At 64.0% G+C, this 14,584-nt stretch carries 10 protein-coding genes and 1 tRNA gene; 6 read left to right on the top strand and 5 right to left on the bottom strand.

Features of this window, described 5'->3' with window-relative positions; all coding sequences use genetic code 11:
- Positions 1-112: 112 nt before the first annotated feature.
- The 4 genes from AC2FLM_RS02640 (at position 113) to AC2FLM_RS02625 (ending at position 4,434) form a co-directional block, all read left to right on the top strand.
- Positions 113-1,270 carry a CaiB/BaiF CoA transferase family protein gene (locus AC2FLM_RS02640; RefSeq protein WP_496855347.1) on the top strand — a complete coding sequence of 386 codons (1,158 nt, stop codon included), beginning with the start codon at positions 113-115 and terminating at the stop codon, positions 1,268-1,270.
- A gap of 130 nt (positions 1,271-1,400) precedes the next feature.
- Complete coding sequence (locus AC2FLM_RS02635; RefSeq protein WP_496855345.1) at positions 1,401-3,443, top strand: ASKHA domain-containing protein; 2,043 nt, start codon at positions 1,401-1,403, stop codon at positions 3,441-3,443.
- 22 nt (positions 3,444-3,465) lie between these two features.
- Positions 3,466-4,323 (top strand): class I SAM-dependent methyltransferase, encoded by an 858-nt coding sequence (locus tag AC2FLM_RS02630; RefSeq protein ID WP_496855343.1) that lies wholly within the window; start codon positions 3,466-3,468, stop codon positions 4,321-4,323.
- Between the two features lie 37 nt (positions 4,324-4,360).
- Positions 4,361-4,434: transfer RNA gene (locus AC2FLM_RS02625), tRNA-Gly, on the top strand.
- 106 nt (positions 4,435-4,540) lie between these two features.
- On the opposite strand, the gene dmdB is transcribed toward AC2FLM_RS02625, so the two are convergent.
- The 4 genes from dmdB to zwf all read right to left on the bottom strand — a co-directional run bounded on the left by dmdB (position 4,541) and on the right by zwf (position 10,075).
- A complete protein-coding gene (gene dmdB / locus AC2FLM_RS02620; protein ID WP_496855341.1) occupies positions 4,541-6,160 on the bottom strand; it encodes a 3-methylmercaptopropionyl-CoA ligase in 1,620 nt (539 codons plus the stop codon).
- Positions 6,161-6,321: 161 nt separating this feature from the next.
- Positions 6,322-7,941, bottom strand: coding sequence for a glucose-6-phosphate isomerase (gene pgi / locus AC2FLM_RS02615; protein ID WP_496855339.1), 1,620 nt, complete (start codon positions 7,939-7,941; stop codon positions 6,322-6,324).
- Between the two features lie 8 nt (positions 7,942-7,949).
- A complete protein-coding gene (gene pgl / locus AC2FLM_RS02610) occupies positions 7,950-8,621 on the bottom strand; it encodes a 6-phosphogluconolactonase (protein WP_496855337.1) in 672 nt (223 codons plus the stop codon).
- Positions 8,618-10,075 carry a glucose-6-phosphate dehydrogenase gene (gene zwf, locus AC2FLM_RS02605; protein WP_234218002.1) on the bottom strand — a complete coding sequence of 486 codons (1,458 nt, stop codon included), beginning with the start codon at positions 10,073-10,075 and terminating at the stop codon, positions 8,618-8,620. Before zwf ends, pgl begins: the two co-directional genes overlap by 4 nt.
- A gap of 158 nt (positions 10,076-10,233) precedes the next feature.
- Between zwf and AC2FLM_RS02600 the strand changes: the two genes are divergently transcribed.
- Entirely contained in the window at positions 10,234-11,187 is a 954-nt protein-coding gene (locus AC2FLM_RS02600) for a radical SAM protein (protein WP_496855335.1), read from the top strand.
- A gap of 20 nt (positions 11,188-11,207) precedes the next feature.
- On the opposite strand, the gene AC2FLM_RS02595 is transcribed toward AC2FLM_RS02600, so the two are convergent.
- Entirely contained in the window at positions 11,208-11,477 is a 270-nt protein-coding gene (locus tag AC2FLM_RS02595; protein WP_234218000.1) for an usg protein, read from the bottom strand.
- Between the two features lie 191 nt (positions 11,478-11,668).
- Between AC2FLM_RS02595 and gyrA the strand changes: the two genes are divergently transcribed.
- The gene (gyrA, locus tag AC2FLM_RS02590) at positions 11,669-14,407 is read left to right on the top strand and encodes a DNA gyrase subunit A (protein WP_234217999.1); all 2,739 of its coding nucleotides are present in this window, start codon (positions 11,669-11,671) and stop codon (positions 14,405-14,407) included.
- Positions 14,408-14,584: the final 177 nt, after the last annotated feature.

Below are 14,584 nucleotides of genomic sequence, written 5' to 3'. Positions count from 1 at the left end.
TAAAAGGGCCAGCGCGCAGAAAACGGACGCGCCCGACCCTGATCTGTGTCAAGGCAGTGTCACGCGGGCGCGCTATCCCTGCCTCTTGCGCGAATGAAGAAAGGAAACGCCCATGCCCGGTCCTCTCAGCGGCACCCTCGTTCTGGACCTGACCCATGTTCTGGCGGGGCCCTTTGCCAGCATGACACTGGCTGATCTGGGCGCGCGCGTGATCAAGGTCGAGCGCCCCGGACAGGGCGATGACACCCGCGCCTTTCCCCCGTTCAAGGGTGGCAAGAGCGCCTATTTCGCCACTATCAACCATGGCAAGGAAAGCATCGCGCTGGACCTCAAGGCGCCTGAGGACCGGGCCATTTTCGACCGGTTGCTGGCGCGGGCCGATATCCTACTGGAAAACTACCGCCCCGGCGTGATGGAGCGGCTGGGTTACGGCTGGGAGGCGCTGCATGCGCGTCACCCGAAGCTGATTTATGGCGCCGTCTCGGGCTTTGGCCATACCGGCCCCGAGGCGCAGCGCCCCGCCTATGACATGGTGGTACAAGCGCGCGGCGGGGTGATGTCGATCACCGGCGAGCGCGACCGCGAACCGGTGCGCGTCGGCGCCTCGATCGGCGATATCGTGGCGGGCATGTATCTGGTGCAAGGCGTGCTGGCCGCCCTGTTGCAGTTAGACCGCGGCGGCGCGGGGCAAAAGATCGATGTGGCGATGCTCGACAGCCAGTTGGCGCTTCTGGAACATGCCATCGCCATCACCAGCGTCACCGGCGAGCCGCCGCGCCCCTCGGGCGCGCGGCATCCCTCGATCACCCCGTTCGAGACCTTTCACGCCGAGGATGGGCTTTTCGTCATCGCCGCCGGCAATGACGGCCTTTTTGCCCGCCTCTGCGACGCGCTGGACCTGCCGCTGGCGGATGATCCGCGCTTTGCCACCAACCCGGCCCGCTGCCAGAATGCGCGGCTTTTGAAACGGCTGATCGAGGCGGTGACCATCGACCGGCCCAAGGCGCATTGGATCGACACCCTGACCCGCGCGGGCATTCCCACCGGCCCGATCCAGAACGTGGCCGAGGTGCTGAACGATCCGCAGATCCGCGCCCGCAACATGGTGGTCGATGTGCTGGGACCCGATGGCGCCCCGGCCTATACCGCTGCTGGCAACCCGATCAAGATGACCGACTTGCCCGACTCGACCACCCGCGCCACGGCGCCGGATCTGGATGCGGATCGGGCCGCGATTCTGGATTGGCTCGACAAAGACGCAGCCGACTGAACCCACATCCAGGCCACATCTTTTTGCGGTAAATGCCGCCACCGGACAGGAAAATGCCGCGCGTCGCCTTTCCGTCGGCTCAAAACACAATATTGTCGCGCACAATCGGTACTCCGGAAGGCAGAAAGTCATGAGCAGCGATCCCCTTGTCGTATTCACCCCCTCGGGCAAGCGCGGGCACTTTCCCGTAGGCACTCCCATTCTGACCGCGGCGCGGCAGTTGGGAGTCGATCTCGATTCGGTCTGTGGCGGGCGCGGCATCTGCTCGAAATGCCAGATCACCCCATCCTATGGTGAATTCCCCAAACATGGTGTCACCGTACGTGACGGCGCGCTCAGCGAATGGAACGCGGTCGAGCAGCGTTACAAGGACAAGCGCGGGCTGATCGACGGGCGCCGGCTGGGCTGTCAGGCAACCGTTCAGGGCGATGTGGTGATCGACGTGCCGCCTGAAAGCCAGGTCCACCGCCAGGTGGTGCGCAAGCGGGCCGAGGCGCGAAAGATCACCATGAACCCCTCGACCCGGCTGTTCTATGTCGAGGTCGAAGAGCCCGACATGCACAAGCCCACCGGCGACATGGAACGCCTGATCGCGGCGCTCGCCGAACAATGGCAGCTGACCGGCGTACAGACCGACCTGCATATCCTGCACCAGTTGCAGCCGGTGCTGCGCAAGGGTGGATGGAAGGTCACCGTGGCGGTGCATCTGGGCGATGCCAGCCACCCGCCCAAGATCATGCATATCTGGCCCGGCTATTACGATGGCACCGTCTATGGGCTGGCGGTCGATCTCGGCTCGACCACCATCGCCGCGCATCTGTGCGACCTGCACAGTGGCGAGGTGGTGGCCTCGTCGGGTATCATGAACCCGCAGATCCGCTTTGGCGAGGATCTGATGAGCCGGGTCAGCTACTCGATGATGAACAAGGGCGGCGACCAGGAGATGACCCGCGCGGTGCGCGAAGGCATGAACGCCCTGTTTACCCAGATCGCCGCCGAGGCCGGGATCGACAAGGCGCTGATCGTGGATGCGGTGTTTGTCTGCAACCCGGTCATGCATCACCTGTTCCTGGGGATCGACCCGTTCGAACTGGGCCAAGCGCCTTTTGCGCTGGCCACCTCGGACGCGCTGTCGCTGCGGGCCTGGGAACTGGATCTGAACATCCATCCCGCCGCGCGCGTCTATATCCTGCCCTGTATCGCGGGCCATGTGGGCGCCGATGCCGCCGCCGTCGCCCTGTCCGAGGCGCCCGACAAATCCGAGGATCTGGTGTTGGTGGTCGATGTGGGCACCAATGCCGAGATCCTGCTGGGCAACAAGGACAAGGTGCTGGCCTGCTCCTCGCCCACAGGCCCAGCCTTTGAAGGCGCACAGATTTCCAGCGGCCAGCGCGCCGCCCCCGGCGCCATCGAACGGGTCGAGATCGATCCGGTCACCAAGGAACCGCGTTTCCGCGTAATCGGTTCGGAGATCTGGTCCGATCAGGAAGGCTTTGCCGAAGCGATCGCAACCACCGGCATCACCGGCATCTGCGGCTCGGGCATCATCGAGGTGGTGGCCGAGATGCGCATGGCAGGCATTCTGGACGCCTCGGGCCTGATCGGCTCTGCTGAACAGACCGGCTCGGCCCGCTGCATCCGGGACGGGCGCACCAATGCCTATCTGCTGTGGGATGGCTCCGCAGACGGCGGCCCGACCATCACCGTCACCAACCCCGACGTGCGCGCCATCCAGATGGCAAAGGCGGCGCTGTATTCCGGCGCCCGCCTGCTGATGGACAAGCTGGAGGTCGACAAGGTGGACCGGGTGGTGCTGGCCGGGGCCTTTGGCGCCCATATCTCGGCCAAACACGCGATGGTGCTGGGCATGATCCCCGATTGCCCGCTGGACAAGGTCACCAGCGCAGGCAACGCGGCGGGCACCGGTGCGCGGATCGCGCTGCTCAACACCGACGCCCGGACCGAGATCGAGGCCACCGTGCGCGCCATCGAGAAGATCGAGACCGCGGTCGAACGCCGGTTCCAGGAGCATTTCGTGAATGCCTCGGCAATCCCGAACTCGGCCGAACCCTTCCCCGAACTGGCCAAGGTCCTGACCCTGCCCAAGGTCTCGTTCAACACCGGGGGTGGTGACGACGAGGGGTCTGGCCGCCGTCGCCGCCGCAGGGCATGATACCTTCCCAAAGGGAGGTATCATGACAGAGACAAACCAGGAGCAGGCCGAGTATTGGGGCAAATCCGCCTCGGGCATGAAATGGCTCACCTTCGAGGAGCAGATCGCGGCCTCCTTCGCGCCGGTCGTAGAGCTTCTGCTTGATCGCGCGGAGTTGAAGCCGGGTCAGCGCGTGCTGGATATCGGTTGCGGTCTGGGCGACGTCACCCTGGCGGCAGGTCGGACGGTCGGGCCGAGCGGCCATGTGTTGGGGGTCGATATCTCGGCGCCGTTCCTTGAGCGGGCCCGGGAGCGGGCCGAGGGTATGGCGAATGTGGGTTTTGCCCGCGCCGATGCCCAGACCGAGCCATTTCCGCCGGCTGCGCGCGACGCGATGATCTCGCGTTTCGGCATGATGTTCTTTTCCGACAATGTCGCCGCGTTCACCAATATCGCCGGTGCATTGAAACCCGGCGGGCGCATGACCTTTGCCGCCTGGGGGCCACTGGCCGGAAACCCCTGGTTCTACATTCCCCACCGCGCGGCCACCGACCGGCTGGGCCAGATGCCCAAGGCAGACCGCAACGCACCGGGACCTCTGGCCTTTCACGACATTGACCGCGTCACCGGCTTCATGGCCGAAGCCGGTCTTGCCGATATCGAGGCCCATGCGGTTGAAGTTAAGCTGACCCCTCCCGGCGGGCTGTCAGGGGCCTCGGCCCTCTGCACCAGATTGGGACCAGCCGCGCGGGTGCTGGCACATTTCGACGGGTCCGAGGCGGACGAAGCCGCGATCCGCGACGCGGTCAGCACTGCGCTCGAACCTTACGTCGAGGACGGCCGGATCCTGATGCCCGCCACCATCAACCTGTTCCAGGCCCGGCGCGCCGGAACCGCTTGACGCGGCTCCGGCCATTGCGTATTCGAACCCGGTGAGCGCGGGTATGGTGTAGTGGTAGCGCGCCGGCTTCCCAAGCCTGAAGTGCGGGTTCGATTCCCGCTACCCGCTCCAATCTTTCCGTCAGAGAACCCGACGCAGCTGTTTTCCGGCACGGAAAACAGCCCGGAAAACATATGTTTTCCGGGCCGGAAATCCCCGATTTCCGGTTCCACCCGGCTCAGCCGGTCAGCACATCCCTGAACTGCTCCCGCAGCGTCCGCTTCAGCACCTTGCCGGTGGCATTCAGTGGCAGCGCGTCCACAAAGACGACGCGGTCGGGCACCTGCCATTTGGCGATCTTGCCGTCGAAGAAGGCCAGCAGCTCCGCCTCGTCGGGCGTCTCTCCCTCGGCGCTCACCGCCACCAGAAGCGGGCGTTCGTCCCATTTCGGATGCGGAACACCGATCACCGCTGCGGTGGCCAGTTTCGGATGCGCCACGGCGATATTCTCCAACTCGACAGAGCTGATCCATTCCCCGCCCGACTTGATGATATCCTTGGACCGGTCCCGGATCGTCATGTATCCGTCGCGGTCCAGCGTTGCCACATCGCCGGTGGCGAACCAGCCATCCAACAGAATCGGCTGGTCCTGCAACTGGAAATAACTATCCAACACCCAATGGCCCCGCACCATCAGATCGCCCTGGGTCTGGCCGTCATTGGGCAACTGGTTGCCGTCGTCATCGACGATCTTCAGCTCGACCCCATAGGGCGGCCGGCCCTGATTCTCACGCAGCTTGTGCTGTGCCTCGACCGGCAGTGCGCCATGTTTCGCCAATGGCTGGTTGGTGGTGCCCAGCGGGCTCATCTCGGACATGCCCCAGGCATGCACGGTGTCGACGCCGTAACGGTCGCGGAATTCGGCGATCATCGAGGGCGGACAGGCCGCGCCACCGATCACCGTACGGGCAAGGCTTTCCAGTTTGCTGCCCTTGGCGCGGGCGGTGGTCAACAGCCCCTGCCAGATGGTCGGCACCCCCAGCGCGATGGTGACGCCATATTGGTCGATCAGCCCCACCAGCGCCTCACCATGCAGGTCCGGCCCCGGCAGCACCATGCAAGAGCCCGACATCGCACAGGCATAGGGCGTGCCCCAGGCGTTGACATGGAACATCGGCACCACCGGCATCACCACGTCGCGCGCCGAAAAGCCGATGCAATCGCGGGTGTTCGACCCGAAACTGTGCAGTACCGTCGAACGGTGAGAATAGAGCACCCCCTTGGGGTTGCCCGTGGTGCCCGAGGTATAGCACAGGCTCGAGGCGGTGCGCTCGTCCAGATCGGGCCATTCAAAACCCGCATCGCCCGTGGCGACAAACTCGTCGTAGAATTCCAGCCCCTCGATCCGTGCCGCCGCCGCTTCGTCACGCGGCCCCATCAGCACCAGCCGCTCGACCGTGGTCAGATGCGGGCGAATCCCCTCGACCAGCGGCAGAAAGGTGGCATCGAAGAACAGGATGCGATCCTCGGCATGGTTGAGGATATAGACCAGCTGTTCGGGGAACAGGCGCGGGTTGATCGTATGCAGCACGAAGCCGGCGCCGGACACGCCGTAATAGATCTCCAGATGCCGCCGGTTGTTCCACGAGAGAGTCGCCACCCGTGACTGTGGCGCCAGGCCGACCCCGGTCAGGGCCGAGCCGAGACAACGGGCATTGGCCGCGATCCCGGCCCAATTGGTCTCCTCGACCCCACCTTCGGTACTGACCGACCAGATCGGCGCCTCGCCGTGATAACGCGCCGCATGGTCGATCAGCGACGAGATCAGCAGCGGCTGATACATCATCTGTCCCAGCATTCTTGGGTTCCTTCCCTGTTCTTCCGGTGACGGCCGCGCCCTGTGCGGCGTCACATGTCTCCTCTCCGTGGCCGCGTCGACGCGGCCCCGCCCAATGCCGGACCCTGCCAATCAGCGGGCCGCGTGACAATAACTTTGTGTCCCTGTGACGGACCGGAACCCTACGTCAGCCCGTGGTCACGATGACGCAGCACATAGGCCACCAGCGCGGCGGTCGAGCCATCCTTGCCGGTGGCGGATTGCGTGCCCTCGACAACGGGGCCCAGAGAGGTGGCCAGTTCCTTGCCCAGCTCGACACCCCATTGATCGAACGAGTTGATGCCAAGGATCACGCCTTCGACAAACACCCGGTGTTCGTAAAGCGCCACGATCCGGCCCAGCATGTTGGGCGTCAGTTGCGGATAGATCAGCGTGGTCGAAGGGCGGTTTCCCTCGAACACCCGATGACGGGCCTGTCGGTCCAGCTCGGCATCGTCATGACCCCGGCCCGCGACGATGGCGCGCGCCTCGGACAGGGACCGGCCCCGCATCAGCGCCTCGGACTGGGCCAGGCAATTGGCCAGCAGCAGGCGGTGGTGGTGGTCCAGCTCCGGCTCGTGCCCGCGGGCGGCGACCATGAATTCGCAGGGAACGATCTGCTTGCCCTGATGGATCAGCTGATAGAACGCATGCTGGCCATTGGTGCCCGGCTCACCCCAGACGATGGGACCGGCGGCCTGATCCAGCGCGGTGCCGTCCATCGCAACCGATTTGCCGTTCGATTCCATTTCGAGTTGCTGAAAATAGGCCGGCAGACGCGCAAGACGCTGGTCATAGGGCAACACCGCGCGGCTGGGATAGCCGCAGACCTGATGATGCCAGATACCGGTCAGGGCCAGCATCACGGGCAAGTTCTCGGCCCAGGGCGCGCTGCGGAAATGATCGTCCATCGCCTGCCCGCCGCGCAGGAAGGCGTCGAAATCGTCCGGGCCGATGGCAATCATCAGGCTCAGCCCGATCGGGCCCCACATGGAATATCGCCCGCCGACCCAATCGGCAAAGCCAAACACATGTGCGTCCGGGATACCGAAATCGGCGGTCTTGTCCGTCGCGCTGGAGAGCGCCGCGAATTGCCGCGCCGGATCGCCGCCGCCGCGCTGCATCCAGTCGCGGGCGGTGCTGGCATTGGTCATCGTCTCGATGGTGTTGAAGGTCTTGGAGGCGACGATCACCAGAGTGCGCGCCGGATCCAGCCCCCGCAGGGTATCCGCGATATGGGCCCCATCCACATTCGACACGAAATGGCAGCGTGGCCCGTCGTGATAGGGCGCCAGCGCCAGCGTGGCCATGGCCGGACCCAGATCAGAGCCTCCGATGCCGATATTGACCACATTGGTAAAGGCCCCGCCTGCCCCGCTCAGCGTGCCGGTCCGCACCGCATCGGCAAAGACCCGCATCCGTGCAAGGGTCGCGCGCACCTCGGGCATCACGTCGTGGCCCTCGACCAGAACCGGCCCGCCATCCAGATTGCGCAGCGCCGTGTGCAGCACCGCGCGGCCCTCGGTCTCGTTGATCGCGTCGCCCGAAAACATCGCGGCGCGGCGCGCGGCCAACCCGGCCTGTTCGCAGAGCGCGATCAGCGCGGCCCGGATATCCGCGTCGATCAGGGTCTTGGAGTAATCCAGCCGCATCGCACCCAGATCGGCACTGAACCGTTCGGCCCTCCCAGGCTCGGCGGCGAAAAGGTCGAGGATGCGGCGGCCCGACCGGTCAGCGTGAAGCGCGTGCAAATCTTGAAACATGGAAAAACCTATTCCGCCCAATGGACCGTGATACCGTCCAGAACCGCCGCCACCGGCGCCTCTTCGGGGGGCAAGGACATCGCCCGTTCCAGCGCCTTGCGTTTGGCGGCACCATAGATGATCAGGTGTTTTGACAACGCCCCGTTCAGCACCGGGGCGGTCAGCGTGATCCGGGCCTCGGGCTGGGTTTCAGGCCGGGCGACAGCCAGAACCGGCGCGTCCCCGTCCAGCGCCGCCTCAAGCCCCGGCATGCCGGGAAAGAGCGAGGCGGTGTGCATGTCCTCGCCCATGCCCAGCACCAGCACCGACAGCGGCAGCGCCGGGGTCAGCAGCGTCTCGACCTCGGCCAGACAATCCTCGGGGTCGGCGCCGGGCAGGTAAAGCGGCAGATAGCTGGCGTTTGCGGCGCGGTTGACCAGCAACTGCTCTGTGATCAGCCGGGCATTGGCGCGCGGATGGTCCTGCGGCACGCAGCGTTCGTCGGTCGGCAGCACCATGACCCGGTGCCAGTCCAGATCGGCGGCGCAGAGCACGTCGAAGACCGGGCCGGGCGTGGTGCCGCCTGCCACTGCCAGCGTGGCGCGGTCATGGGTCAGCAGTGTCGCCTCCAACTCTCCGGCCAGGTGGTTGGCGAGGTCGATGGCGAGCATTTCTCGGTCGGGATAGTCTTGGATATTCATGGGTTTATCCCCTGCCAGCGGCGACCGTCGCGTCTCATAAGCAGCTCGGCGTCGCCAGGGCCGGTGCTGCCGCAATCATAGGGTTTGGGCACATCGCCACGGGCCTGCCAGCCCGCGATGATCGGGTCTGTCCAGGCCCAGGCCGCCTCGACCTCGTCGCCGCGCATGAACAGGGTCTGGTTGCCCCGGATCACATCCATGATCAGCCGTTCATAAGCATCGGGCGGGTTCTGGTTCTCGGGCCCCAGCGCCTTGGCGAAACTCATGTCAAGCGGCACCTCGACCAGGCGCATGCCGCCCGGCCCCGGTTCCTTGATCGTCACCTTGAGCGTGATGCCCTCGTTGGGTTGCAGCCGGATCGACAACACATTGGCATGCCGCCCGGCCTCTTCGCCGAAAATCGAATGCGGCGCGTCCTTGAACATCACGTTGATGACAGAGGACCGCGCCACCAGCCGCTTGCCCGTGCGCAGGTAAAAAGGCGTGCCCGCCCACCGCCAGTTGCTGATATGGGCGCGCAGCGCGATATAGCTTTCGGTGATCGAGCGGGCATCGCCCACCTCGTCGCGATAGCCCTGTCCGGCACCGCCCACCGGCACCGCGTATTGCCCGCGCACGATATGGTGCGGCTTGACCGGGTCCAGTGCCCGGATCACCTTGAGCTTTTCATCGCGCACCGCGTCGGGGTCGAACTTGGCCGGCGGCTCCATCGCGATCAGACACAGCAGTTGCATCAGGTGATTCTGCATCATGTCGCGCATGGCGCCGGCCCGGTCATAGTAATCGGCCCGGCCGCCGACACCTACCGTCTCGGCCACGGTGATCTGGATATGGTCGACATACTGGCTGTTCCAGAGCGGTTCGAACAGCATGTTGCCAAAGCGCACCGCCATCAGGTTCTGTACCGTCTCCTTGCCCAGGTAATGGTCGATCCGATAGATCTGGCGTTCATGGAAATGCGCGGCCAGAGTGGCGTTCAGCGCCTGCGCGCTGGCCAGATCGTGACCAAAGGGTTTCTCGACCACGATGCGGGTATCCTGGCTGACCAGCCCGTGCTGATGCAGCCGCTCGGTCAGCGCACCAAAAAGACCCGGCCCGACCGAGAAATAGAAGGCACGAACGCCCTGCCCCAACGCCGCGGCCAGTCCGTCCCAGCCCTCGGGCCGGGTGGCATCCAGCGCCATGTAATCGAGCCGGGCCAGAAACCGGTTGAGCGCATCTGGCGATTGCACCGCCTCGGGCCACAGCTCGCGCAGGCCCTGCGCGATCAGGGCGCGATAGGCCTCGGCGTCCATGTCCTGACGCGCGACGCCGATGATGCGGGTGCCCTCGGGCATCTGCCCCGCCACCGAACGCCGAAACAGCGCCGGCAGGATTTTACGACGGGCCAGATCACCGGTGCCGCCAAAGACGACCAGATCAAAAGGCTCTACCGGGATGATACGCGATACCATGGCTGCTCCTTATCGCCTTGCCGGGCTTCTGTCCACTGTTAGCGCAAACATTTCCAAGCTCTCCCGGCATCACAAGCCCGTCAAACCATCTGATCCCGCTTTCTTTTCCCGTTACGTTGCTGCTAGATCAAGCCCATATGCAGGCACAGGCAGGATTGATGAAGGATCACGCGCAACAGACCGCCAATATCGGCAAGTTTCAGGACAGTTTCGTGACAGCGAACGGACAGCAACGGGCCAGCGTCGCCCTGAGCCGACCCGAGACGCTGTGGTTCAACACGGGCACCCTGTGCAATATCGAATGTGCCAATTGCTATATCCTGTCGAGCCCGAAAAACGACGCGCTGGTCTATACCACCGAGGATGAAGTCATCGGATATCTGGATCAGATCGCGGCGCGCGGCTGGCCGGTGCGCGAGATCGGGTTCACCGGTGGTGAACCCTTCATGAATCCCCAGATCATCACCATGGCGCGTGCGGCGCTGGAACGCGGGTTCGAGGTGCTGATCCTGACCAATGCGATGCGTTCCATGATGCGCAAGGCGATGCGGCAGGGGGTGGCGGCGCTGGTGCGCGAATTCGGCGACAGGCTGACCCTGCGGGTCTCGGTCGATCATTACAGCGCACAATTTCACGACGCCGAACGCGGGCCGGGCAGCTTCGCCAGGACGCTGGCCGGGATGGCCTGGCTGCGCGATGCCGGTGCGCGGATGACCGTCGCTGGCCGCACCGTCTGGGGAGAGAGCGAGGCAGAGGCGCGTGCGGGATATGCCGCGCTTTATGCCGAACACGGGTTTGCGATCGACGCGACCGATCCCGGCCAGACGGTCCTGTTCCCCGAAATGGACGAACGGGTCGAGGTGCCCGAGATCACCACCGCGTGCTGGGGCATCCTGGGCAAATCCCCCGACACGCTCATGTGCGCCAGTTCGCGCATGGTGGTGAAACGCAAGGGCGCGGCGCATCCTGTGGTGCTGGCCTGCACCCTTTTGCCCTATGCGCCCGAATTCGAACTGGGCGAGACCCTGGCCGAGGCCGAACGCCCGGTTCAGCTGAACCACCCCCATTGCGCCAAGTTCTGCGTGCTGGGCGGGGCCAGCTGCTCGGCCTGAAGCTGCCGAGGTGGCACGGCTCAGTGCAGCCGGAACTCGCCCACGACATTGCGCCATTCACCCGGCGAGATCATCTTGCGGTGGGTAAACCGCACCGAATGCAGCGGGCCGTCGATCTCGCGCTGCCAGAATTCGATGAAGCCGAACAGCCTGGGATGGTCCGGCGCAAGGTCGTAATCCTGCCAGACAAAGGTATTCAGCACATGGATATGGTCCGGCATGTGATAGAAGAATTCCGCCGTGGTCAGCCCATACCCTTTCAGCATCAGCTCGGTTTCTGTTGCGCCCATTTTGAACCTCCAGTTACCCCCGGTTCAATCAGGATGCCTGATTCTAATAAAAAATCCATAAAAACAGCATGTTGTCACTGTGGCGCCGTGGCTGCCAGCCTAATTTCGCTCTATGCATTGCACCTTATGTACGGGGTCTGTTAAGATGCGCCCACAATATATAGAACCTGCACAAGAAACGGGCAGTTTACGTGAGCGATACGCCAGAAACCCCTGAAAACGAAGACGAAACCCCCATAGCGCGCAGCGCCTATGTGGGGCCGACCGTTTCCATCGAATCCGAGATGCGCACCTCGTATCTCGACTATGCGATGTCGGTCATCGTCAGTCGTGCCATCCCCGACCTGCGCGACGGGCTGAAACCGGTGCATCGGCGCATCCTCTACGCCATGCACGAGACCGGCAACAGCCATGACAAACCCTATCGCAAATCGGCGCGTCCGGTGGGTGATGTCATGGGTAAATATCACCCCCATGGCGACAGCGCGATCTATGACGCGCTGGTGCGGATGGCGCAGGATTTCTCGATGTCGCTGCCGCTTCTGGACGGTCAGGGCAACTTCGGCTCGATGGACGGCGATAACCCCGCGGCCATGCGTTATACCGAAGTGCGGATGGACAAGCCCGCCGCCTTTCTGCTGAGCGATATCGACAAGGAAACCGTCGATTTCCAGGACAACTATGACGGCAAGGACCGTGAACCCACGGTGCTGCCAGCGCGCTTCCCCAACATGCTGGTCAATGGCGCCGGCGGCATCGCCGTGGGCATGGCCACCAACATTCCGCCCCATAACCTGGGCGAGGTGGTGGATGCCACGCTGGCGCTGATCGACGACCCGGACCTGACCAGCGAGCAGCTGATCGACTATGTGCCCGGCCCCGATTTCCCCACCGGCGGCGTGATGCTGGGACGCTCGGGCGCGCGCAAGGCCTATCTGGAGGGGCGCGGCAGCGTCATCATCCGCGCCAAGACCCGCGTCGAAGAGCTGCGCAAGGACCGTTATGCGATCATCGTGGACGAGATCCCCTATCAGGTGAACAAGGCCGCGATGATCGAAAAGATCGCCGAGGCGGTGCGCGAAAAGCGTATCGAAGGCGTCGCCCATGTGCAGGACGAAAGCGACCGCAACGGCGTGCGTGTGGTGGTGGAGCTCAAGCGCGACGCCACGCCCGAGGTGGTGCTGAACCAGCTCTATCGCTTTTCACCGATGCAGACTTCGTTTGGCTGCAACATGCTGGCGCTGAATGGCGGTCGGCCCGAACAGCTGACCCTGCGCCGCTTTCTCACCTGTTTCATCGACTTCCGCGAGGAAGTGGTCGCCCGCCGAACCGCTTACGAGCTGCGCAAGGCGCGCGAACGCAGCCATATCCTGTGCGGCCTGGCGGTTGCGGTGTCGAATGTCGACGAGGTGGTCGCCACCATCCGTTCGTCTGCCGATGCCGCGGACGCGCGCGAGAAACTGATGACGCGGCGCTGGCCCGCCGCCGAGATCGCCGGATACCTGCGATTGATCGACGATCCGCTGTCCAAGATGAACGAGGACGGCACCTATAACCTGACAGAGGTGCAGGCCCGCGCCATCCTTGACCTGCGCTTGCAGCGCCTGACCCAACTGGGGGTCAAGGAAGTCACCGACGAGCTTGAGGTTCTTGCCGGCAAGATCAAGGAATACCTTGAGATTCTGGGGTCGCGCGAGCGGATCATGGGGATCATCGCCGACGAGCTGCGCGAAGTGCGCGAGCAATTCGCGGTGCCCCGCCGCACCGAGATCGTCGACTGGGCCGGCGATATGGACGATGAGGACCTGATCGAGCGCGAGGACATGGTGGTGACCGTGACCTCGGGCGGCTATATCAAGCGTACCCCGCTGGCCGATTTCCGTGCCCAGAAACGCGGTGGCAAGGGTCTGAGCGGCATGCAGACCAAGGAAGAGGACGTGGTCACCACCCTCTTCGTGGCCAACACGCATACGCAGCTCTTGTTCTTTACCACCGATGGCATGGTCTACAAGCTCAAGACCTGGCGCCTGCCGCAGTCGGGGCGCACCGGCAAGGGTAAGGCCATCGTCAACATCCTGCCGATCCCGACCGGGGTTTCAATCGCCGCGATCATGCCGGTCGATGTGCCGGACGAGGAATGGGAAAACCTGCAAATCGTGTTTGCAACCACTGGCGGAGACGTGCGCCGAAACCGGCTGTCGGATTTCACCAATGTGCGCCGCAATGGCAAGATCGCGATGAAATTGCCCGAAGACGGGTCAATTCGCCTGGTCAATGCGCGCATCTGCTCCGAAGACGATGACGTGTTGCTGGTGACCAACTCGGGTCGGGCGATCCGCTTCCGTTCCACCGATGTGCGCGTTTTCAACTCGCGTGAATCCACCGGTGTGCGCGGGATCAGGCTGGTCAATACGGGGGATGAGGTCGTTTCCATGTCCGTCATCCGCCACTTCAGCGCCGAACCGTGGGAGCGCAATGCCTTCATCAAACGGTTCCGGGGCGAACTGGGCAACGATGTGACCGAGGACGACGCCAGCGATGACGCCGAGGGCGAAGTCGCCGAAGGCACCCTGTCCGAGGAACGCTATCAAGAGATGCTGGCCGCCAACGATCTGCTGGTGACCATCAACCGCGCGGGCATCGGCAATCTGACCTCGGCCCATGATTACCGCGTCAGCGGGCGCGGCGGCCAGGGGGTCGGCGCGATGCGGGGCGGCGCCATTGTCGCCACCTTCCCGGTCGAGCTTGAGGACCAGATCATGTTGGCCACCTCCAAGGGCCAGTCGATCCGCTGTCCGGTCAAAGGCATCTCTTTCCGCTCGCGCGGTGCCGGTGGTGTCCGGGTCTTCAACACCGGCAAGGGTGAAGAGGTCGTCAGCGTCGCCTGGATCGCCGAGCGCGACGACGAGGAAGAGGACGGCGCAGAGTAACCACGCCGAACAAGGTGAAAAAGGGCGCGGGACACCGCGCCTTTTTGCCTTTTAACCTGTTGGCAATTGCTTATGCGGCAATCTGGCCCGAACGGTCACATAGGCTCCAGACCCATTGATTTTGGTCATCTGCCGTGATTCAGGGCTCGCAAGGAGACCTGAATGATGAGCAACCTT

The organism is Ruegeria sp. SAZD011 (assembly GCF_059612545.1).
The sequence above is the reverse complement of the archived record's forward strand: the minus strand, read 5'-3'. Positions and strand labels throughout refer to the sequence as shown.

Coding starts and splice junctions, on each gene's coding strand:
- AC2FLM_RS02630 (WP_496855343.1), top strand. CDS start 3,466: ATGACAGAGACAAACCAGGAGCAGGCCGAGTATTGGGGCAAATCCGCC.
- AC2FLM_RS02595 (WP_234218000.1), bottom strand. CDS start 11,477: ATGGGCGCAACAGAAACCGAGCTGATGCTGAAAGGGTATGGGCTGACC.
- zwf (WP_234218002.1), bottom strand. CDS start 10,075: ATGGTATCGCGTATCATCCCGGTAGAGCCTTTTGATCTGGTCGTCTTT.
- AC2FLM_RS02600 (WP_496855335.1), top strand. CDS start 10,234: ATGAAGGATCACGCGCAACAGACCGCCAATATCGGCAAGTTTCAGGAC.
- pgl (WP_496855337.1), bottom strand. CDS start 8,621: ATGAATATCCAAGACTATCCCGACCGAGAAATGCTCGCCATCGACCTC.
- pgi (WP_496855339.1), bottom strand. CDS start 7,941: ATGTTTCAAGATTTGCACGCGCTTCACGCTGACCGGTCGGGCCGCCGC.
- dmdB (WP_496855341.1), bottom strand. CDS start 6,160: ATGCTGGGACAGATGATGTATCAGCCGCTGCTGATCTCGTCGCTGATC.
- AC2FLM_RS02635 (WP_496855345.1), top strand. CDS start 1,401: ATGAGCAGCGATCCCCTTGTCGTATTCACCCCCTCGGGCAAGCGCGGG.
- AC2FLM_RS02640 (WP_496855347.1), top strand. CDS start 113: ATGCCCGGTCCTCTCAGCGGCACCCTCGTTCTGGACCTGACCCATGTT.